We start from the raw sequence: 22195 nt of genomic DNA, 5'->3' as shown, positions 1-22195 counted from the left end.
TTTCTTGCTCAAAAAGTCAAGGAGGGGAAAACATGAAACAAGCAGTTTGGTTTCCAACAGAAGAATATAAAGAAAAAACGCGTTTATTTGGTTGGATGAAATCATTAGGCTATGAAGATTACGAAGCTTTTTATAATAAGTCAATTGAAGAAACAGCTTGGTTTTGGGGAGAAGCTGAGAGAGCAGTTGGCTATCAGTGGATGAAACCATATACAGAAGTGTTAGATTTAGAAAATGGTACACCGTTTGCACAGTGGTATACTGAGGGAACTTGTAACGTTGTAGAATCTGCTTTATCTCGCTGGCTTGCAGACGATAAAACGAAAACACAAGCAGCACTTATGTATGAAGGGGAAAACGGAACTTCGAAATCATTTACATATGAAGAGCTTGACAGCTGGGTAAGCCGTGTTGCCAACGGTTTGAAACATGCTGGTATTGAAAAAGGTGATCGTGTAACAATTTACATGCCAATGATTCCTGAAACAGTTGTTGCTATGTTAGCGGTAATGAAAATTGGAGCGATTATTTCACCAATATTCTCAGGTTTTGCTGCTGATGCAGTAATGACACGTGTACAAGCAGCGGGTTCAAAAATGATTATTACCGCAGATGGCTTTTCACGCCGCGGGAAAATTGTTTCTTTAAAAGATGAAGTAGATAAAGCTTGTGAGCATTGCCCAACTGTTGAAAAAGTTGTAATTGTTCGTCATGCAGGAAATGATTTTACACCGCATAATTATGATTTTTCATGGAGTACGTTAGAAAAAGAAAAACCATTTATACATGCTGAAGAAATGAACAGTGATGATCCATTAATGCTTATATATACATCAGGAACAACTGGTAAGCCGAAGGGGACAGTACACACGCATGCTGGTTTCCCGCTAAAATCTGCATTTGATGCAGGATTTGGAATGAATATAAAACAAGGCGACCGTGTATTGTGGGTAACTGATATGGGCTGGATGATGGGACCATTTTTACTATTTGGCTCTCTTATTAATGGAGCAACGATGGTTATGTACGAAGGTGTTCCAGACTTCCCAGAGGCAGATCGTTTATGGGAGGCAGTCGATAAATATGAAATTACTCACCTAGGTATTTCACCGACATTAATCCGTGCGTTAATGGCTAAAGGCGATGAATATGTAAATAAACATTCACTCAAGAGTTTAGAAGTATTCGCATCAACAGGAGAACCTTGGAATCCAGACCCTTGGATGTGGCTGTTTGAAACGGTTGGAAAAGGGAAAGTTCCAATCTGTAACTATTCAGGGGGAACTGAAATTTCAGGTGGGATTTTTGGGAACGTCCTAATTAAGCCGATTGCACCGATTAGTTTTAACGCATCTTTACCAGGAATGGCAGCGGTTGTACTTGATGGTCAAGGTAAACCGATTCGTGATGAAGTCGGAGAATTATGTTTAGAAAAACCTTGGGTAGGTATGACGAAAAGTTTCTGGGAAGATGATGAGCGTTATGTAAACACATACTGGTCACGATTTGAAAATAAATGGGTTCATGGTGACTGGGTCATTTATGACGGTGAGCAATATATTATTACGGGGCGTTCAGATGATACGTTAAACATTGCTGGAAAACGTATTGGGCCTGCTGAATATGAATCTATTCTTGTGAAACATAATAATGTAATAGAAGCAGCTGCAATAGGTGTACCTGACGAAGTAAAAGGTGAGGTTTGTCATTGCTTTGTAGTATTACGAGATGGTGTAATATTTACAGCAGAATTAAAGAAAGAATTAATGAGTTTAGTAAATTCTCATATCGGAAAAGCATTATGTCCAAAAGATATCCACGTTGTAGAGGATTTACCAAAAACACGTAATTCTAAAGTAATGCGACGCGTCATTAAGGCTGCTTACTTAGGGAAAGAATTAGGAGACTTATCTTCACTTGTAAATCCTGAAGTTGTTCCGTATATTCAGGGGATACAGTCTAGTAAATTATAAAATTAGGAATGAGCTCTATTTAAATAGAGCTCATTTTTAATTTTATAAAAAGAGAAGAGAGAAGAAGTAAATTTGAAGTAGTAAAATTCTACTATTAATATTAAGTATGTCTGTTTAATAGTTTTTATCAAAATACGATACTGTGGCATGTCTATTTAATGGAGAGATACTAATTACAACCAGGTGATGACAAAGGGCGAATATTTATATGTCGCCATCTGGAGGGAGATTAGGGTAAAGCAAAAGTTTGGATTTATCAAGTATTTTCCCTTTTTATAGTTACGTGGGTATTATGTATCTTTGAATGGACTTATATACATAAACTATATTGAGAAATTAACTAATTATAAAAATTACTAGTGATGGTAAGCTTAAGAAATATAAAGATCGTTAGTTCTTAATAAAAGCATTATTTTAGTAGGGTGTAGATTAAATAGAACCGATTGTATGGAACAGGTTCTTTCAAAAAGGACAACGGATAACAAATGGAGATTACTTGAACATTTCTATTTGTGGTAACTAGAGCCCATTCGTTGGATGCTACGAAATTTCATTTGAAAGGAACATCCCAATGATAAGATGAGCACTGTAAATCAGTGCTCATCTTATCAGAAATTGCTTAGTCCTTAAAAATAAAACCATTACGGACAATTCACAATGGTAATAGTGACGTTAGCCATTGTTCCAGGAGAATCAAGAAGTGAAGCAGTAACAGTTACTGTTCCAGGCCCATTAGCGGCTAGAAATACAGCGGTAAAGTTACCTGAAGCATTGGTAATGACAGCAAGAGGAACCATGAAAGCAAGAGAAGGGTTACTAAATGAAAAACTGACTACTACTCCTGGAGTAGGGCTACCGTTTACTAATACTTGACCCGAAAAAAATAAAGTATTATTTCCTTGAGTGGATACACATGCTGTGGTGTCGTTAGAAGTCAAGGTAATAGATGCAGGCCCTGCAGGAAGATTAAGTCCAGTTGGTCCAGTTGGTCCAGTTGGTCCAGTTGGTCCAGTTGGTCCAGTTGATCCGGTTGATCCGGTTGATCCGGTTGATCCAGTTGATCCAGTTGATCCGGTTGATCCAGTTGATCCAGTTGGTCCGGTTGGTCCGGTTGGTCCAGTTGAACCAGTAGCTCCTGTAGAACCTGTGGGACCGGTAGGGAATTGAAAGGGTTGAACAGGTGGAAGTGTAGGTCCAATAGAACCCGGATTAAGTGCAACAAAAGATAAAAACTCGTCCATTATTTATCACCTCTAAAAAATTGTATTACTAATAGTAAATGTACTGACAGAGCAAAGTGCAATGGACAAGCGGTTGTATTTTAATAAATTAAACAAAATAGTTATTTGATAGAAAGAGAGATTAGTATGATTACTTTAGAAATTAAATATAAAAAGGCGATTATCTTCATATCGCCTTTTGGATAATGCAGTGTAATTTTACTCAGTTATTTGAAATATAGTTTCATTCGGTTTAGAAAATCCATACAGTTTCCTTGCGAATTTTAAAACTTCTTCTTCACTACCTGTTAAAACTTTAACATCATTTTTAAGGGTATGACCATCCTTCTTTAAAGAAGATAATTTTTGTTGCTCCGTATTAACCGTGATTTGTTTTTCTTTAATCATTTCTTGTTGGTTATTAAGAGAATATTGAAGGACAAAAATTATAGGTAATATAAAAGCTAAAGTAGTTATAATACGGCGTCTTGTTTTTTTATTATTACCTTGTTGGGTGTTAGGGTTCACTTGCTGTGAGGGTATCTTAGGATTTGATTGTTGTGATGATACTTTTGGGATGTTTCCCATTAAAATGCCTCCATTACTGATTGTAGAATTTAAACCGTTTAAAAGTATTATAAATGTTCAATAGGAATTTTAGAAGATATTTTATTAATATAGGTGAGTTTTGTAAAGTTTAAACAAAATCATTATTTAAATAAAAGAAACCCCGATTGTCTGCGAGGCTCCTAACGGTAATCATCAAGTGATGACGTACTCGACTAATTAACGATATCATGAATTTTTTTTTGTTAAAATACTGGTAAATGCGTCCAAATTAATGAGAGCATCATTTGCAACAAAAACGCTATTTTAATAGGGAGGGGAATAATGATGATTCCAGGGGACAAACGAGTATACATCGTATCAAGGTGATTATTTTATTATAGAGGGGACAATTTTAGAGGTTAGTGAAAAGGTGAATAAATCATTAAATCGGCTTCGGTGCATATTAGCTCCAAACTATGAAAAAGTGTACGGTAATAGTACATAGCGACTTCGGTTGATTCGGATAGATGATGAATGATATAAAAATTTCATTTCGTAGGGAAATATGTTGATTAAGAATGGGCATTGAATATGCCATGTTTGTATTAAAAAAGAGCAGGATTTAGCCTATATATAGGTGTTGGAATTGTTCTAAAAGAGGGAATATCTGAAATATAAATAATTGAGGGGAGGGAACTAATGATGGAAACTAGTGCTTTTTTAGGATTGTTTTGGGGATGGATAACGGTTATCGTATCGGGAATACTTTTCGTACGTCCATCAGTACTACGTGAATTGAAAAAATTAGTTGTTGAAGACAGAGGATTGGGTATTATGTACGGTTTTCTATCGATTTTCCTAGGGTTAGGTACTGTAATCCTACATAATGTATGGGCAGGGGTTTCTAACGGTTATTGCATGGCTTGCATTATTAAAGGGGATCTACATAATTGCATATCCTGAACCCTCCAAGAAAACAGACTTTGAATTAAGGGTACTATCTACACGTATAGCGCTCGCTATCATTGGCGCCTTGGCTTTATGGATGCTTATAGTAATCTATATAAAATAATCCTTTTTTAATAAGAACTATACTAAAATGTGAGAAAATTCTATAATAATAATGATACATTTAGTCCTACTGGAAGAACCAGCGGACATCAAACTAGAAAGGGCATTGTTATATTGCTCTGTAGTTTGGTTTTCGCTTTTTTATTAACAAAATAGATTAGGGGTGTTATAAGAGTTAGCTTATTTTTTCTCAATCCCCACTCAATCAGTAATTATATATGCCTGTTTAAATCTCTACGTGTTAATATACAAAAAGCTGACTATGCTTAGTCAGCTTTTTGTATATTACATTCTAGTATTTATCGGTCACAAAAGACATATTCTTTCCTTTAAGTTGACATTGAATGAATTACCAATTTTTTCTTTTACAATGACAACAAATAAAGAAACATTTACAACGACACTTATTTCGTTTTGAACTCCAATCATCATCACAATGATTCTTTTCTTTAGATTTCCACCAATCATCATTACAATGCTTTTCCTTAGAACTCCAATCATCATCACAACAATGCTTTTCCTTAGAACTCCAATCATCATCACAACAATGCTTTTTCTTAGAACTCCAGCAATCATTTTTCCAGGACATTCTTTTATACCTCCCTTTAATAGTATTCATACTATTCTATGTTTTAGTGAAAGAATGGCTTGTTTATTAACCTATTATTTTACCTGTATATGATAGAGTGCTTTCTGCTAGATATAGAATTCATACAAACTAAGCTAATTTTCAAGAGATAGTTGAGAGAACTACTGGTTATGATATTAATCAACAAACACTTGTTGAAGGAAACGTTATGATTTTAAATAATATCTTATTTTGGAGTACGCTTTTCTGAATGTATATTTCACAACACCAAAGGAACAACATACTATATTACTGCAAACAAAGCCTATGTATATGTGAAGTAATAGGAAAAGCTGGTGACTCTTAATGGAGTTGGCTTATTAAAAAAAGATTAGTTTGATAAAGAGGTTGTCTAAACTTTAAATTAAGCAGAATTAAATCCAAGTCCCCTCATTAAACAAGCCTCTAATTGTTAGAGGCCTATTTTTATAGTTAACAAAGAAAAGAATGTCTAATACAATTGTTTGTTTTTTCCTTTCTATGTGTTTGTCTCGTACACTTTTAAGCTTGTGGACATACTTTACTAATAGAAAGGATTAGGGGGTGAGGTTTTGGGTTCTCGATTTAATAATTGTAAAAAGAAGTGTACATGTAAAAAAGATGATTGTTGGGATGCTTTCGAAGAATGTAAAAAAGAACAAAATAAAAAATGCGATTGTTGCTGTGTACAAGGAATTAGAGATGAACTTAAAAAATTAGTAAACAGCGCAGTGCGTATTACTACAATAGGAAATAATTATGAAGGAACTGTTTCTTCAGTAACTTGCGATGTTGTAAAGCTTGCTAATAGTGCTGGGGTAATTACGGTAATTATTTCTGTTTGTAAAATTGAAGCGATTGAACTATTGTTGACATAGGAAAACAGCATAGTTATGCTGTTTTTTTGTAAAGCCATTCTTATGAATGGCTTTATTTTAATTGCGTATAAAAGGAGAATATATTCTTTATATAGAAATAGGTTTGAGGCTATAAAGAGTGATGTACGAAAGGAGAATGAGAGTGATTAAATTAGTGCCCTTTAAAAGATCTGATTTCAAACAATTAATAAATTGGATTAATTCCGAAGAATTTTTAATACAATGGTCGGGAAATGCATTTACATATCCTTTAAATGAACAGCAATTAGAGAAATATACAGAACGTGCAAATACACTGGCATTCAAAATAATAGATGAAGAGACTAAAGCAGTTATTGGTCATATTTCTCTTGGACAAATAGATAATATAAATAAGTCTGCTAGAATTGGAAAAGTGCTAGTTGGTAATACGAAAATGAGAGGGCGTTCTATAGGGAAACATATGATGAAAGCCGTACTTCGTATTGCTTTTGATGAATTAAAACTACATAGAGTAACTCTTGGTGTTTATGACTTTAATAAGTCAGCTATTTCTTGTTACGAAAAAATAGGTTTTGTAAAAGAAGGTTTATTAAGAGAGTCAAAAAGAGTAGGAAAAACGTATTGGAATTTATGGGAAATGAGTATGTTAGAATATGAATGGAACAATAAAAAATAGTATTTTATAATTATATTATGTTAACAAAAGGGGTTTGGTGGGAAGCGTGAATAAAAAACTAAAATAATTTCAATTGCAGCTGTTTCAGGAGGAGGTAAAACTACCATAACAGAAAGTTTAGCTCATGAGTTGAAAAACTCAAAGGCTTTATATTTTGATAGTTATAATTTTGATAACTGTCCTGTTGATATTTGTAAATGGATTGATGATGGAGCTAATTACGATGAATGGGTACTTACACCGCTAATGAATGATATTCAGCGTTCTATACAAGATAGTAGTTTAGATTATATTATTGTAGATTATCCTTTTGCATACTTAAATAGAGAAATAGGACAATTAATTGGTATAACTATATTTGTCGATACACCTTTAGATATTGCGATGGCTAGAAGAATTTTGAGAGATTTTAAAGAAGATACAATGAGTGAAATACATAATAATTTGAAACATTACATGACACATGCGAGAAAAGCTTATTTAGAGGCAATTCATACTGTTAAGCCGAATTCGGATATTGTATTGGATGGATCTTTATCTATAAGTGAAATAATTGATCAAATAATAGAGGAACTTAATCGAAGAGAAGTGATTGTGAATGGTTAAATGTATAGAGGAATATGTACAAGTTAATGACCTTAAAATATTTACAAAAATATTCCAAGGAAAGAAGAAGCACCCTGTTATTATAATGGAAGCAGGTTATGGCGATTATTCAAAGGCATGGGATCATATTGCTGAAGGACTGACGGAATATGGGACGGTACTCACATATGATCGAGCTGGATTAGGAAAAAGTGGGAAGAGTTCTAAGCGACGTATTAGTTCTGAAATGGTAAAAGAATTAAGAGATTGCTTAAAGCAATTACAACTTAAGCCACCCTATATTTTTGTAGGACATTCCTTTGGGGGTATAAATGTACGTTTATTCACGACTTTTTATCCTGAAGATACGATGGGAGTAGTTTTAGTTGATTCGACACCAGAAAATTATAAAGAGGATTTTTTGCCAATAATGTCTTCTAAATTTCAAGAAGCTTACTATAAGCAATTTATATATGAAAGCTCATACGAAGAGTTTATGTTTAGTCTAGGTGAAGCAGATAAACATTGTAAGTCAATGAGTGATATTCCACTTGTCGTGTTAGCTGCTGGTAAAAAATCTTTTTATTCAGCAGATGCACAAATGAAATGGTTACAATTGCAAGAAGAGTTATTACAATTATCAAGCAAAAATAAATTTATAATTGCAGAACATAGTGGTCACTATATTCAAAAGGATGATCCACATTATATCATAGATGCTATTAAGTGGATCATTGAGGTAAGGGAGAGATAAATGTGTACACTTTATTTCAATATAATTGGCAAGTAAGAGATGATTGGTTTAAGTGGTGTGAACAGCTTACAGAGGAGGAATTGCTTCGCAAACGTGTTGGAGGTGTTGGAAGTATTTTAGAAACACTTTTCCATATTGTAGATGTTGAGTATAGCTGGATTAGTGCGCTTCAAGAAAAAGAGGATAACGAACCACAGTTTAAAGATTATCAATCAATCCAAAAAGTGAAAGCATTATCTGATTTATATAGACGAGAATTAGATAACTTTTTGCAGTTATGGTCTGGCGACTTCGAATCAAAAATATTGAAAGCTTCATGGACAGATAAAACATATAAATACGGTGAAGTTTTAAGGCATGTAATTGTACATGAAATTCATCATATAGGTCAGCTATCAATATGGGCAAGAGAATTAAATCTTCAGCCCGTTTCAGCGAATTTAATTGGAAGAGGATTATAGATTTAGAAACCGACTTGCTAAATGCAAGTCGGTTTTTTATATAAAAGAGAACGGTTAGTTAAAGTCCTCGGATTTTTTCTGACGTATATGTAAAAACATTAAGATCGTAATGATTAAAAAGAGTATAACCGTTTGTATGATTAAATTTTTAAACTGAAGTAAAATGGTCCAAGATGTAATAGTGTCTTTGAAAGCTTGGAGTGCAGAATATGAGGTAGGTTCAAAACCGTATTGAAGTAACTTTTTGTTTCAACAAAAGCCGTATTTTCTTCATTGGTGTCTAATATTACAGAAATAAACCGTGTGTCTCCTTGTTTTGCTGTACTAACAAAACTGTAATTACCGCTAGTTGACAAACTAGATTGTAAGCCATCAACACCTTTTAATTTAATGTTTTTATTAAGAGAATAAATCATTTTATTTGTGTTGAAAACTTGAACATCGTTGAAGGTAAATTGGTAAGAGGTTTGTTTAGTAATATTTAATACATCTGGATAATTTTTTATTAATTGTGCAGCTATTTCAGCTGCGTCTATTGCTGTTGTAGTTGATTGTCTATTCTTTTCACTATTTATTCCGGTTGAATTTAAAAATGGAGATTGTTGTGATAACTTTAGTTGTTTTGCTTTTTCATTCATTAACGATGTAAAATTATCTTCATTTCCGGCAATGTGTTCTGCAAGTGCAAGCGCAGAACGATTATTTCCGGTTAAAAGCAAAGCATGAAGTAAGTCACGAACGGTAGTGTTATCCTTCGATGTTACTTGGATCGGACTTGTTTCTGTTTGAAAAACTTCGTTTCTAATTTTCACAGATTCATCTAATTGTATTTTGCCATCATGAAGTTGTTCCATCACAATATACTCTGTCATTAATTTAGATAAAGTGGCCGACTGAATAGGAGTACGTTCATTTTTTTTATAAACAATTTCACCAGAATTAGTATCTATTAAAATAGCTGATTTAGCTCGGATAGTTGGACCATTTACATAAAGATAAAAATATAAAACGATAAGTGCAGTAATAAGAAAAGATAATAATAAAATTGTTATTTTTTTAAAAAATTGCATACGCGATCCTCCTACAATTACATCAATAATATTATTGTAAGAAGGAATGCTTAATTAGTAAGAAAGAAAAGGTAAAGAATTTCTAAAGAATTTTAAGGAATTCTTTAATTTTGGATTTTGATGGAAAATTAAAGGTTCAATTTCTTATTAGATAAGAAATTGAACCTAAAAATATGCCTTATTAACATTTATATGGAAGTAATTTTACAGTGAAAGTTGTCTTTTCATCATCACTATATACTTCAATTGTTCCTTTATGCAGTTCGACAATACTTTTTGCAATTGCTAATCCGAGCCCAGATCCACCGGTGTTTGTCGATCGTGATTTCTCTACGCGATAAAAACGTTCAAAAACATGAGGTAAATCAGTACTTGGGATAGCTTGTCCGTAATTTGTTATATCAATTGCGATCGTATTATTGCTTTCGTAAGCTGTAATATCAATATGATTTCCATCATTTCCATAAGTAATAGCGTTTATGATTAGGTTTTCAAACACACGTACTAATTTATCCCCATCAGCGAGTACCATTAGCTTTTGAGATGGGAAAGAAGGGCGACATTCAATATTAGCTTCTTGAAGCTGTATCCGAAATTGGACAGTTAATTGTCCAAGCAATTCTACAATATCAATAGGAACAGAATTTAAACTTAACTCTTTATTTTGAACACGTGTATATTCAAACAAATCATTCATTAATGCGTTGAGACGGGTTACTTTATCGTATATGACTTGTATATAATGACGCAATTCCACTTCATCTCTATAATTATCATGATGGATTAAATTCACATATCCAACTATAGATGTAAGAGGCGTTCGTAAGTCATGTGATACATTTGTAATTAGTTCGCTTTTTGCTTGTTCCGCCTGTCTTTCTTCATCAATTGATACTTTTAACTGTTCAACAATTTGATTAACGCCAGTTGCTAGTTCTTCTAAATAATTATGCTGTACAATAGAAACTTTATGATTAAAGTTTCCACTCGCAATATATCGAATTTCTTCAATCATTTTTTTAATACAAGTTTCATAGTAAAGCTTTCTTTCATGACGATAAAAAATGTAAAGATAGGATGAGAAAATAGAAAATAAAAACAAATAAGAAACGATCATCATCCATAAAGATTCCTTTATCCCTCTATATTTTTCATAACCAAAAATTCGAATGAATTCTTTACCTAGTTCGCTTAGAGTAAGTGAACTCTCAATTACACTCGTTACGAGGCGAAATATAATTAATTCGGTAATAGGTGTAAGAGTGATAGCTAATAAAAGCCAAAAAATAATCTTCCACTTTGGTATATCTTTTAATATATCAAATGCTTCATTTCTCAATTTTATATCCTACTCCCCAAACCGTATGAATTAGTTTTTCGCCATTCATTACGGTTTCAAGTTTATCGCGTAAATTACTAATATGGACCATAACCGTTTTATTAGAACCATAACCGTCTTCATTCCAAACGCGTTCGAATATCTCTTCAGAGCTAAATACTCTTCCAGTATTACTCGCAAGTAAATATAAAATATCGAATTCGATAGAGGTGAGCTTTATATATTCACCATTTACTTTAACCGTATGATTATGTTTATGAATTTCAACTGTACGAATGCGAATAATACCATCTTCATTCTTTGATGTGGCAGCATTTTGGAAAGATGATCTACGTAACAATGCTTTCACTCTAGCAACTAATTCTAGTGGATTAAATGGTTTAATCATATAATCATCTGCACCGGTCATAAGTCCTAATATTTTATCCATATCTTCAGCTTTTGCACTAAGCATAAGGATAGGTACAGTATTATTTGCACGAACTTCTTGACAAACTTCTAATCCATTTCGTTTTGGCATCATAATATCCAAAATCATAAGGTCAACTTCATATGTAGATATCATTTGTAATGCTTCATCACCATCATAAGCTTTATAAATGTTATAACCTTCATTTCGCAAATAAACAGCGAGTAATTCTACAATATCTTTATCATCATCAATAATTAATATGTTTTTATTCATCATATAGTTCCTTTCCTTGCGAATCATCAACATTACTATAATATCAAACATTTATGTATTTTGTAGTAATGTTTCTACATAAAATTTCACGTAACGTATTAAAAAGGAATTAACACAATTATAACGAATACAAAATAAGAAGGATATTTAAATTTCACGTTATATTGAAAATTAGTTATAAGGGGGATTTGCTATGTTATATAATGATATATATTCATTTACTCCAACTGGAAAAATAGAAAATGACATTAAAGCTTTTCTATTAAAATACAATAAAGAATTTACATATAAACATTCAATTCGTGTGGCAAATGAGGCAAGAAAAATTGCGGGAATATTTTATGAAGATGAAGAAAAAGCAGTGATTGTAGGGTGTTTACATGATATTAGTGCAATCTTTCCGAACGAGGAGCGGATTGCAGTTGCTGAAAAATTTGGAATAGAAATATTACAAGAAGAACGATAATTTCCAATGATTATTCATCAAAAATTATCGAGAGTAATTGCAAAAGAGATATTTAAAATAGAGGACGAAGAAGTTTTAAATGCTATCTGTTGCCACACTACTTTGCGTAAACATGCTACAAAGATGGATTTAGTACTATTTGTTGCTGATAAATTAGAATGGGATCAAATAGGGACACCTACATATTTAATAAATGTAAAAAAAGCTTTAGGAAACTCTTTAGAACATGCTGCTTTTGTATATATTTCATATTTGTGGGAAAGAAAAGATACATTAAAAGTCATACACCCGTGGCTAGAAGAAGCATATTGGCATTTAAAAGAAATTGTAGAGTAGAAAGGGTATGAAAATGCAATTAAAAGAATATATGAATCAAACATTCCCAGGAGTTACATTAGTACCGTCCATATACTTTCAGTGGGAAAATCATCTTTATTTTGATTTTGGGAAAGATAAATATCAATTCAAAGAAGATGGTAACACGTATAATATGGAATATTTCACACAACTATATAGGTATAATAAAAGTCTATTTAAAGATATATTTTCAAAAGAAGATACCGTCTTTTTAGTCACAAATGTTTATCGATTTAAACAGGAAAATATAAAAAATTCGCAGAAAATAAATGTATACAATAGATTTATTAAAAAGAGGGATTTAAAGTTTCATATAAGACAAGAAACATTCCCTTTTCTATTTGAAGATGAAGAAGCTGACTTATATTGTACATATCAACTTTCTTTACAATGTTTTGCGGAAGATATTAAATATGAGCCGCTTATTCAAGCTGCTAATCATGAAGATTTCCCTGACCTACGCCCACGCCTAGGACGAAAAATAGAAATTTCATATCCAGATGTATTTTTTATAAATGTAACAAAGGATATAATCATGTTTATTTATGATGATAGAGGATGTGAAGTAATCGCGAAGAATAAAGAAATGATACGGGATTTATATGAGGAGTATAAAGAGTGGGTACCAGATTATGAACGAGAAAGTATAGATAGCTTATTTAAATGACAATAGGGGAAGTGAAGCGTGTAATGAAACGTATCGCCATCGTATCCGCATGGGAACCAGAACTTACGTATTTGCATCAACATTATCCAAGTGAGCGTGTAGAGAAGATAGCAGCTTGGGAATTTCATTTTCATTCTATTAATGAATTAGAAGTGATATCAGTTGTAACAGGTGTTGGTAAAGTAAGTTGTGCTAGTTGTGTGCAATTATTAATTAGTGAATTTCAGCCGGATGAGTTGTTTATGACAGGGATATGCGGAAGTTTATCAAATAAGGTGAAAAATGGCCACATTGTAGTGGCACTTAATGCAATACAACACGATGTTACTGCCGCTGGCTCAGGTGAGGATGTTTTTAATTTATACGATGGCAGAACAGCACCTATTGAAACAACAAAGTCAATTGTAAGAAAAATAAAAAAAATACGATCTTATGATCCAGTTCACTACGGTACGTTCTTATCTGGAGATCAACGTATTCGTAGTTCAGAAATGAGATATTTACTGCATACTGTATACGGAGCATTGGCGGTTGATCAAGAAGTAGCAGCTTTCGCTTACGTATGTCATATAAATAAAAAACCATTTTTATGTTTAAAAGCTGCTTCAGATCAAGCGAATGATAAAACGAAAGAAGAACAAAAGGTTTTTAAAATGTTAGCGTGTGAAAGAGCGTGTGAGCATCTAATTACTTTTTTACGTGTTTATGAGATTACTGTAGTAAATAGTAGATAGTTAGAGGGTTTTAATATTGGAAACTACAAATAAAATAGCAATTCTTGGTGCGAATGGTAAAGCTGGAAAATTCATCGTAAATCATGCGTTAGAAAAGGGATATCAAGTACGAATACTAACAAGGAATCCTAAAAATATGAAGATATCTAGTGAAAATATAGAGAATATCATTGGGAATGCTCGTGATTTTTCAGCTATAAAGGAATTACTTCAAGGGTGTAAAGCTGTAATTAATGCAGTAGGTCAGCCAAAAAATGAGCCTTATATTTTTAGTACAGTTACGAAGCATATTTTAAAAGTAATGAAGGAATATGAAATAAAACGTTATATTCTTATTTCTGGGGGCTCCTTAAATGTAAAAGGGGATCAGAAGGGAATGGTAAGTAAAATAGGGGCTAATTTGTTCCAATTATTTATTCCAAAGATGATGAGGGATAAATATAAAGAATTGGAAATTATACAAAGTAGTGATGTAGATTGGACAATTGTTAGATTACCATTTGTTATAGAGGGAAATGGTATTGAAAATATAAAAGAGAGTTTAGTAGATATGCCAGGAATGAAAATCCAAAATGGAGATATTGCACCGTTTGTTATAAAACAAATAAATAGTAAGACATATGTAGGGAAATGTCCATTTATTTCAAATTAAGAGGTGAAATAATATTGATTACGTATTATGGAGAACTTTGTACAAAGATATATGAAAGTGATAAATCAATTGCGAGTGGAAAAGAATTGGATTTTTATCTTTCTTTTGCCAAAGACAAAAACATGACAGTGTTAGAACCGATGTGTGGAAATGGTAGAATGTTAATTCCTTTTATACAAAATGGTGTGGATATTGAAGGGTTCGATATTTCTGAAGATATGCTTAAAGTGTGTAAAGAGAAAGCGGAAAAATTAAACTTAAAACCGGTTGTGTCACTAGAAAGAATAGAAGAATACCATAGTGATAAAAAATATGATCTTATTATGATTCCTATAGGTTCATTTTCACTGTTACCTGATAATTTAGTAGAAATTAGTCTTCAAAATATGAAAAACAACTTAAAGGAAAATGGAAAATTGCTTCTAACAATTGTGCAAGGAGGACGTGAGACAGAACAAATTCTAGATTGGATAGAGACAAATAGAAAAGAAATTAATAATGAATTAATTGTTGAGTATAGAAAAGTTTCATATGATAAGGCGCAAAAACTTCTAAAAATTATACTGAAATATGAAGTCATTTACGATGAAAACATTGAAGAAACTGAGATTATGGATTTTCCTATAAGACTATATGATTTAAAAGAGTTTGAAAATATACTTATTGCTAATGGATTTAGTCAAATTGTTGTTCATGAAATAAAGGATGGATATGGTGAAGGGAATTCATTTCATGTGTTTGAATGTAGTATATAACTAGTCAAAGCGGAGGATTATACTTATATGGTTCAATACAAAAGATGTAGTGAAGTGAGTATAGATTTAGTGTACGAAGCTTTTAAGGACGGATTTTCAGATTATATTATTAAAATGGATGTTTCAAAAGAAGATTTTATAAAAAGGTTTTTTGGGCCAGAAGGCAATTCGTTAGAACACTCCTTTCTTGCTTTAGACGGTGACAAATGTGTTGGTGTAATACTTGGTGGTATTAAGGTATATGAAAGTATAAAAACAATGCGCTGCGGAACATTAGCGATTCATCCAGAGTTTCGCGGCATTGGTGTAAGTCAAAAGTTATTTGAGTTACATAAAGAAGAAGCGACACAAAATAAATGTAAGCAGCTTTTTCTTGAAGTTATTGTAGGAAACGATCGGGCGATTCATTTTTATAACAAATTAGGTTATGAAAAAAGTATATAATCTTTCTTATTATAATTTAAATGATTTAACTGAAATAATGAATAAAGGTAATAAAAATATTGAGGTAAAACAATTAGAATTTCCAACATTTAAAGTTGAAATTCAGAAATGGTTAAACTTCCATATAAATTGGCAAAATGATATTGATTATATCGAAAAAACAAATCATACATTTTACGGTGCATATGTTGATAGTGATATAAAAGGTTCTGTATGTGTAAATGAACAAGGAAAAATTAGTTTTATTTTCATAGACAAAGATTATAGAAATATTGGTGTTGGGACGAAATTATTACAGGTAGCAAGTGAAGAATTAAAGTTATCAAGTTTATCAATTGGGTTTCCAAACAACAATTTACTGGAAGGGTTTTTAAAGAAATCTGGATTTGAAAAGAATTCTTTAGCGCAATATGAAATGTATTTATTGCTATAAAAAGCAGAAGGAATTATTCTTTTCGCTTTTTATTTTGCACTATAAACGTTTTTGCTGCATGTGGGGCGATAAGCAAAAACAACAGAAGTTTTGTTACCTATCTTATTGAGCTAACTGACACTTTAGTTGAAAAAGGAAAATATATAGTAAACATAGAATATATTAATGCATAAAAAGATTTATGAGGTGAAAGTGATGGCAATTAAGCAAGACGAAATTAAAGTAGTAGTCGGAGCTGGAGTATTTAATAATAATCCAGGTTGGGTTCAAACTCAAGAAGATGAACTTAATTTACTAGACAATACCACTTGGGAAGCAAGATTTGAATACAATTCCATTTCAGCTATTTTAGCTGAGCATGTATGGGAACATCTTACTTTTGAAGAGGGTGTAAAAGCAGCTGAAATTTGTTATAAATTTTTAAAACCATCAGGTCATATTCGGTGCGGAGTCCCTGATGCATTTTTCCGAGATGAAACCTACCAAAATATAGTTCAAATAGGTGGACCTGGTCCGAAAGACCACCCAGCTGCAAGCCATAAAATCGTTCATAATTATAAAACATTAATGAAAATGTTTGAAATCGCTGGATTCGAGGTAGTTTTACTTGAATATTGTGATGAAAATGGTAAATTTTATTACAATGAATGGGATGCAAACGATGGTGTTATTTTCCGTTCGAAAAGGTATGATTCTAGAAATAGAGGCGATAAACTTGGTTTTCCATCGCTAATTGTTGACGCGATTAAAAGGTAAGTCATTCACCTAAAGTAGGTGTTAGTTCTATCATTTCATTAGTCGCAAATGCGTTTTTTTATTTGTGATGTAATCCTATGTTTAACAAGGAAGCAGACATACATAATAAGTTATTTTGAACATTACATAACTTGATTTGAATACTATATTAGCGCTTCTTAACACCATTTACCTTAAAGGAAATTGCTTTCAAATATTTAATGGGAAAATCATATAAAGTAAATAAATCTACGTTTTCTCATGTTGAATTTTTTTGTGAAAATGTTGAGGTACGCCTATTGTAATAAACACATGGAGAGAATATATAATAAATCAATCAATCAATCAATGTTCAAGTTACCATTCACACATTAAATTAATATTTCATTCCCATAGAGATTTCTTTTATACATAAATTCATGTAAAATAAAACAAGAACATACATTCTATATAAGAATAGGAGGCAATAAATATGTTAGCTCAAATAGAGAAACAAACTGATGGCTATATTATAAAATTTGAACGCCAATTTCCCAATAAAATAGAGGAAGTTTGGTCTGTTTTAACTGAAAACGGCAAGCTTAAAAAATGGATGTCTAATTTACAGATTGAAAACCTTAAAACAGGTGGAATTATAAAGTTCGACATGATGGATGGTTCATTTTTAAATATTGATATTTTAGAGTGCCAACTAAATTCAGTACTAATTCACATGGGATAAAGATCGTGTCCGATTTGAAATACATAAAGAGGAAAATGGTTCTCTTTTACTTCTTAAAGAATACATTCATGAATTAACTGATCATACACCGAAAGATATAGCTGGTTGGCATATTTGTTTAGATCTTTTTTCTTCCGTTTTAGAAGGTGAAGAGAAAGAATTTTCTAAAAACGAATGGAGAAAATGGTTCGAAAAATACAATGATAAGATTCATGAAGTGAGAGGGTAATTGTATAATAGGTAATATTTATTATGTAATTAATATATTATAAAAATGATTTTTCGGAAAAATAAGAATAGAGGTTAATATGAAAGTAAATCAACTAATTGCAAATAACATAAATAAACTTGATACTGTTATTCCGTTTAATAAATCACTTGGTATTGCTGGTTTATCTGGATCTGGAAAAACAACTCTTTGTCAAACAATCGGTGAAGAATCAAAGAAGCGCCTAGTTTCCTTATTGCCAAAGGCTGAATATCAATATTTATTTCCTAATATTATGGAAACTAATTTTAGCGCAATTAAAATGGAAGAAATGCCTTTAGTACTTTTTTTAGGAAAATCATCAATTTCTTCCAATCCGCGTTCGACGATTGGTACCCATACAGGTGTTTTTAAAGAGATTCGTGAAAAACTAGCGGAAGAATTTAATCTTTCTCCTGAAGTCTTTTCATTTAATAATCAATTAGGTTGGTGTGCTGGCTGTAAAGGGCGTGGTACTACTAAAAATATTGAGTGTAAAAAATGTAAGGGGAAACGTTATAGTGAAGAAGTTGAACAACGTACTATTGAGTTATTTGCTAAATCACATACAATTTCGGATATTAACGATTTAAGCGTTGAATCTATTCTTTTATTGGCAGAAGAATTAAATATTAGTGAAGCAAAACAACATATATTGCAAAATATTATCAATATGAACATTGGCTATTTAACATTAAATCGAATTATGGGTACATTGTCAGGTGGAGAATTAACACGACTTTACTTAGCTGAATTCATGGCAGTAAGTGAAAATGCCGTAATTATTATTGATGAGATTTCCGTGGGGCTTGACCACGAAACATTGTTACAAATATTAGAAGAGATCAAAAAATTAGGGTGCAAAAATCAAATTTGGCTCATTGATCATTCAGATACAGTACTGGATACAACGGATGAGCAAATGTTCTTCGGACCTGGTAGTGGAAAATATGGTGGGAAAATTGTAAAAGAATCACCAAGGCCAAAACCAATACTGTGGGATCGAAATAAAGAAATGCCAACAGAATATTATACATTCCATGAATTATATTGTCGAAATATCCAAATGACTGAGTTTCAGATTCCTAAAAATAGACTTGTAACTGTTACAGGGGAATCTGGATGCGGGAAATCTACACTTGTTAATGAATGTATCGCTAAAGATTTTCAAAAGCGATATCCAAAAGACAAACTTGTTATGGTAGGACAAGATCGAAACCAATCGATTACAAGTCGATCAACTGTAGCAACTTTCCTAGATATTAAAAAGAAACTGACAAAGTATAGTGAAGAAATTGATGATATTTTTGAGCGCTCAATTGAGGATATTATTGATGAAATTTCAAATGAAGATATTGCGTATAAACGCTTGAGCCTACTAATTAAATTAGGACTGGGCTATTTAACATTAGAACGAAAAACACAAACATTATCAACGGGTGAGTTTCAATGTGTTCATTTAGTTTCTGAGTTATTTGCAAAAACAAGAAACCCACATACATTATTTATTTTTGATGAGCCTTCAAAAGGTTTATCACAAAATATTTTAAATCAATTTATAGATAGTGTTAGAGGGATATTGCAAGATGAATCAGTCTCTATCATTATGATTGAACATAATAGTTACATGTTAGAAAGCTCTGATTATATTGTCGATTTTGGAAAAAGACAGCTTGAATCTATAGAGCATCTTGATGTAGTAAGTCATGAGGATTATTATCGTCAAAAAAGCAGTGTGAATAATACTGAGCAAATATATATTTCTTCAACACTGAATCAACAAAATGGAATTAATTACTTAGAAGGAAATAATATTGATTATTTTAAAAATGCAGAAAACATCTATAAGGGTGGCATATTAAAAAGCTTATCATCAATGGCTCGTTTAATTTACGGTGAATACGAATCTGATACAATTGCACCTGTTGTTGCTATTGATCTCGAAAGACATTTGTATAGTCAATATAGTTTCTTATATGAAATTGGTGGATTGATCAATCATATTGTAGCTGCTCATCCGACTAATAAAGATACGAGAAGTTTTGATTTCTATTTCCAGGACAATCATTGCCCATCATGTTCGGGACGTCTTCAAATTGAAGTTTTTGATAAAGAAATTACAATTCAAGATAAAAATGTTCCATTTTGGGATGGTCTATTCGATCCGGAAATCATGAAAGTATTAAAATTTTATCAATATGAAAAAATAGAATTTCTATTTGAAGAAATTAAAAATGAACTTGGCCATGATTTGTCAAAGAGCTATAATGATATGTCTGAGGAAGAAAAGCATACATTTTGGTATGGCTATTTTGATAAGTCATTTTATGATAAGAAAGGCAAGACACGTAGAACATGGGTAGGATTTAGCACAATTATTGGCGGATATATTGTTATCTCAAAAACAGCTATTAAAGAAGAAATTAAGACGTCTAAAGAATTGATGACATGTCCAATTTGCGAGGGTACTGTATTAAAACACCATAAACCACTTAAATTTAGAGATACAGATATTCGTGAAATTATCAATCAGCCGCTTAATGAAATAATAAAAATTGTAGGAGATTTACCTGTACTCATCAAATTGAAATCTATCGTAGGTGACAATATGATTATGACAGAAGATGTCTCTTTACTGCCTAGGAAAACACAAGTCGCACTGAAAATGTTTGAATTAGAACAAGCAAGCTTTTCAAACTATGAAATGGTATTACAAAATGTTTTACCATTCTGGGGTGAAATTAAAGGTAATATCGAATCAATCAGCAATAATAATAAAGTGACTATTTGTGATTTCCAAAATATCAATGAAACAAGAGAAACTATCATAGATAAGTATTTCACAAATGGAAAATATAAAAAATTAACATATGTGTATGAAGCATTTGGGTATAAAAAATTAGTTACCCAAATTAATAAAATTAAAAAAAGCAACCAATGTCCATTCTGTAACGGAAAAAAAGTTATAACCGAAGATAATCTACATGATGGCGTGTTTAAATTAACAATTCCATGTATAACTTGTAATGCAAGTGGTATTAATGATGAAGGGCTTAAAGAAATTGTTGATGGCATAGATGTACAAACATGGTTAACTGGAAAAGTTAGTGATGTTGTGGATGAAAGCTTACGAACTGAGGATGTTGCAGACATTCTAGTATTTAATCGAATTCGTGAGTTGAATAAGCGAGAAATGATGGCAGTTTATGAATGTCTGGAGACAAATAATTAAACGAAAGAACTAGTATAATGATTAAATCGAGTAGTTAAAAGGATGAAAATATATAGTTTTAATTATGTAAAAATAATATATTTAATTGTTATTTTAATCATTAAAAATAGTCGACTCTCACATATTTGGTTTAAGCTGAAGCTGAGATTCGAGGTAGATAATTTATAGAGAAAAATAATTGTGTTACAGAGGTGTCATATCCAATTAAATAATGATAAAGAAAAAGGCGTATAAATTATGCCTTTTTTCTTTATTATAAACTTGCCCGTAAATATCAAGACAAATTAACACTCTTGCATGTTTCAATTTCACAATTGCGTGTATCACATTTATTAAATATAGAATTCTATAAGAATATGTTGAATCATAATTTTAAAAGGTTAATTTTGTATAAAATAGAGAGAGATAGGAATGAGGATCGAAATGGCTGGTTTTACAAAGCAAGAAATGTTAATAGGTTATCAAAAAATAGTAAAATTTTCAAGGGAAAAAGAAGCTTATATAAAAGGAATGTACAATGGTTCGAACAAGCCTAATAGAAGTTACAAATACAAAAACTAAAAATTATACATATGAAACTAAATGGTAGTTTTTCATAATGATTTAATGATTTGGAGGGGGAATTTTGATAGATATTAATAGAAACGTAAGAACATCTGGCGCGTATGTTCTTTATAATAATCTATTTATTTTTCAAGTTGGTCCAACGAGTAAAGGCGATACATTAGGTGTAGTAAGGCTAGGAGGACATAAAGAATACGATGAAACAGCAATAGAAACCGCGAAAAGAGAAGTGAAAGAAGAAGCTGCAATGATATACTAATNTTAAGTCACCAAGCACATATATAACGAAAATTGGAAATGCACATACAAGAAAATAAAAACTAAGAAGAACGAAGTAG

General features: G+C 31.8%; 20 protein-coding genes and 6 pseudogenes. 20 read left to right on the top strand and 6 right to left on the bottom strand.

From position 1 onward, the window contains the following. The first annotated feature begins 32 nt into the window (after positions 1-32). The 3 genes from CDB3_RS11695 (at position 33) to CDB3_RS32300 (ending at position 3140) form a co-directional block, all read left to right on the top strand. Positions 33-1973, top strand: a complete 1941-nt coding sequence (locus CDB3_RS11695; protein ID WP_128854604.1) for an AMP-binding protein — start codon at positions 33-35, stop codon at positions 1971-1973. 657 nt (positions 1974-2630) lie between these two features. After that, entirely contained in the window at positions 2631-2846 is a 216-nt protein-coding gene (locus CDB3_RS32305; RefSeq protein ID WP_002085442.1) for a hypothetical protein, read from the top strand. A gap of 45 nt (positions 2847-2891) precedes the next feature. Continuing rightward, positions 2892-3140: a hypothetical protein gene (locus tag CDB3_RS32300; protein ID WP_256869762.1), complete on the top strand. Its 249-nt coding sequence runs from the start codon at positions 2892-2894 to the stop codon at positions 3138-3140. A gap of 17 nt (positions 3141-3157) precedes the next feature. Here CDB3_RS32300 and CDB3_RS32295 read toward each other — a convergent pair. Together CDB3_RS32295 and CDB3_RS11685 are read right to left on the bottom strand one after the other, a co-directional pair. Next, a pseudogene (locus tag CDB3_RS32295) lies at positions 3158-3214 on the bottom strand (exosporium leader peptide-containing protein); the annotation flags it as partial. Positions 3215-3412: 198 nt separating this feature from the next. Further along, positions 3413-3781: an FtsB family cell division protein gene (locus CDB3_RS11685; RefSeq protein WP_128854602.1), complete on the bottom strand. Its 369-nt coding sequence runs from the start codon at positions 3779-3781 to the stop codon at positions 3413-3415. A gap of 663 nt (positions 3782-4444) precedes the next feature. On the opposite strand from CDB3_RS11685, the pseudogene CDB3_RS11680 reads away from it, so the two are divergent. Further along, positions 4445-4814, top strand: a pseudogene (locus tag CDB3_RS11680) (hypothetical protein). 305 nt (positions 4815-5119) lie between these two features. Here the strand turns inward: CDB3_RS11680 and CDB3_RS11675 are convergent. Next, on the bottom strand, positions 5120-5389 hold the full coding sequence (locus tag CDB3_RS11675) for a hypothetical protein (protein ID WP_128854601.1): 270 nt from the start codon (positions 5387-5389) through the stop codon (positions 5120-5122). 603 nt (positions 5390-5992) lie between these two features. On the opposite strand from CDB3_RS11675, the gene exsK reads away from it, so the two are divergent. From exsK to CDB3_RS11650, 5 genes are all read left to right on the top strand, one after another. Then, positions 5993-6298: an exosporium protein ExsK gene (gene exsK / locus CDB3_RS11670; protein WP_128854600.1), complete on the top strand. Its 306-nt coding sequence runs from the start codon at positions 5993-5995 to the stop codon at positions 6296-6298. A 142-nt stretch (positions 6299-6440) separates the two neighbouring features. Then, positions 6441-6956, top strand: coding sequence for a GNAT family N-acetyltransferase (locus CDB3_RS11665; protein WP_128854599.1), 516 nt, complete (start codon positions 6441-6443; stop codon positions 6954-6956). Between the two features lie 63 nt (positions 6957-7019). Further along, positions 7020-7562: a nucleoside/nucleotide kinase family protein gene (locus CDB3_RS11660; protein WP_128854598.1), complete on the top strand. Its 543-nt coding sequence runs from the start codon at positions 7020-7022 to the stop codon at positions 7560-7562. Then, on the top strand, positions 7555-8295 hold the full coding sequence (locus CDB3_RS11655; protein WP_128854597.1) for an alpha/beta fold hydrolase: 741 nt from the start codon (positions 7555-7557) through the stop codon (positions 8293-8295). Before CDB3_RS11660 ends, CDB3_RS11655 begins: the two co-directional genes overlap by 8 nt. A 2-nt stretch (positions 8296-8297) precedes the next feature. After that, positions 8298-8756, top strand: coding sequence for a DinB family protein (locus tag CDB3_RS11650; protein ID WP_128854596.1), 459 nt, complete (start codon positions 8298-8300; stop codon positions 8754-8756). Positions 8757-8810: 54 nt separating this feature from the next. Here CDB3_RS11650 and CDB3_RS11645 read toward each other — a convergent pair. From CDB3_RS11645 to CDB3_RS11635, 3 genes and pseudogenes are all read right to left on the bottom strand, one after another. Further along, positions 8811-9826: pseudogene (locus CDB3_RS11645) on the bottom strand (D-alanyl-D-alanine carboxypeptidase family protein). A 181-nt stretch (positions 9827-10007) separates the two neighbouring features. Beyond that, positions 10008-11165 (bottom strand): sensor histidine kinase, encoded by a 1158-nt coding sequence (locus CDB3_RS11640; protein WP_128854595.1) that lies wholly within the window; start codon positions 11163-11165, stop codon positions 10008-10010. Further along, positions 11155-11850, bottom strand: coding sequence for a response regulator transcription factor (locus CDB3_RS11635; protein WP_128854619.1), 696 nt, complete (start codon positions 11848-11850; stop codon positions 11155-11157). The genes CDB3_RS11640 and CDB3_RS11635 overlap by 11 nt, the downstream gene beginning before the upstream one ends. A gap of 193 nt (positions 11851-12043) precedes the next feature. Between CDB3_RS11635 and yqeK the strand changes: the two are divergent. From yqeK to CDB3_RS11585, 11 genes and pseudogenes are all read left to right on the top strand, one after another. Continuing rightward, positions 12044-12652 (top strand): annotated as a pseudogene (gene yqeK, locus CDB3_RS11630) (bis(5'-nucleosyl)-tetraphosphatase (symmetrical) YqeK). A gap of 13 nt (positions 12653-12665) precedes the next feature. Next, positions 12666-13340, top strand: a complete 675-nt coding sequence (locus CDB3_RS11625) for a DUF3885 domain-containing protein (RefSeq protein WP_128854618.1) — start codon at positions 12666-12668, stop codon at positions 13338-13340. Beyond that, entirely contained in the window at positions 13337-14074 is a 738-nt protein-coding gene (mtnN, locus tag CDB3_RS11620) for a 5'-methylthioadenosine/S-adenosylhomocysteine nucleosidase (protein ID WP_128854594.1), read from the top strand. Before CDB3_RS11625 ends, mtnN begins: the two co-directional genes overlap by 4 nt. Before the next feature lie 16 nt (positions 14075-14090). Further along, positions 14091-14726, top strand: a complete 636-nt coding sequence (locus tag CDB3_RS11615) for an SDR family oxidoreductase (RefSeq protein WP_128854593.1) — start codon at positions 14091-14093, stop codon at positions 14724-14726. A 14-nt stretch (positions 14727-14740) separates the two neighbouring features. Next, a complete protein-coding gene (locus CDB3_RS11610; RefSeq protein ID WP_128854592.1) occupies positions 14741-15481 on the top strand; it encodes a class I SAM-dependent methyltransferase in 741 nt (246 codons plus the stop codon). A 27-nt stretch (positions 15482-15508) separates the two neighbouring features. Further along, a pseudogene (locus CDB3_RS11605) lies at positions 15509-16358 on the top strand (GNAT family N-acetyltransferase). A gap of 195 nt (positions 16359-16553) precedes the next feature. After that, positions 16554-17114, top strand: a complete 561-nt coding sequence (locus CDB3_RS11600) for a class I SAM-dependent methyltransferase (RefSeq protein WP_128280093.1) — start codon at positions 16554-16556, stop codon at positions 17112-17114. Positions 17115-17565: 451 nt separating this feature from the next. Continuing rightward, positions 17566-18043: pseudogene (locus tag CDB3_RS11595) on the top strand (SRPBCC family protein). 79 nt (positions 18044-18122) lie between these two features. Beyond that, positions 18123-21293 (top strand): ATP-binding cassette domain-containing protein, encoded by a 3171-nt coding sequence (locus CDB3_RS11590; RefSeq protein ID WP_128854591.1) that lies wholly within the window; start codon positions 18123-18125, stop codon positions 21291-21293. A gap of 423 nt (positions 21294-21716) precedes the next feature. Then, positions 21717-21854 carry a hypothetical protein gene (locus tag CDB3_RS31645; RefSeq protein WP_179139693.1) on the top strand — a complete coding sequence of 46 codons (138 nt, stop codon included), beginning with the start codon at positions 21717-21719 and terminating at the stop codon, positions 21852-21854. Between the two features lie 64 nt (positions 21855-21918). Continuing rightward, the gene (locus CDB3_RS11585) at positions 21919-22116 is read left to right on the top strand and encodes a hypothetical protein (RefSeq protein WP_372708536.1); all 198 of its coding nucleotides are present in this window, start codon (positions 21919-21921) and stop codon (positions 22114-22116) included. Positions 22117-22195: the final 79 nt, after the last annotated feature.

The sequence above is a fragment of the Bacillus sp. CDB3 genome (assembly GCF_002081505.1).
GTDB classification, from domain to species: domain Bacteria; phylum Bacillota; class Bacilli; order Bacillales; family Bacillaceae_G; genus Bacillus_A; species Bacillus_A cereus_AT.
The sequence above is the reverse complement of the archived record's forward strand: the minus strand, read 5'-3'. Positions and strand labels throughout refer to the sequence as shown.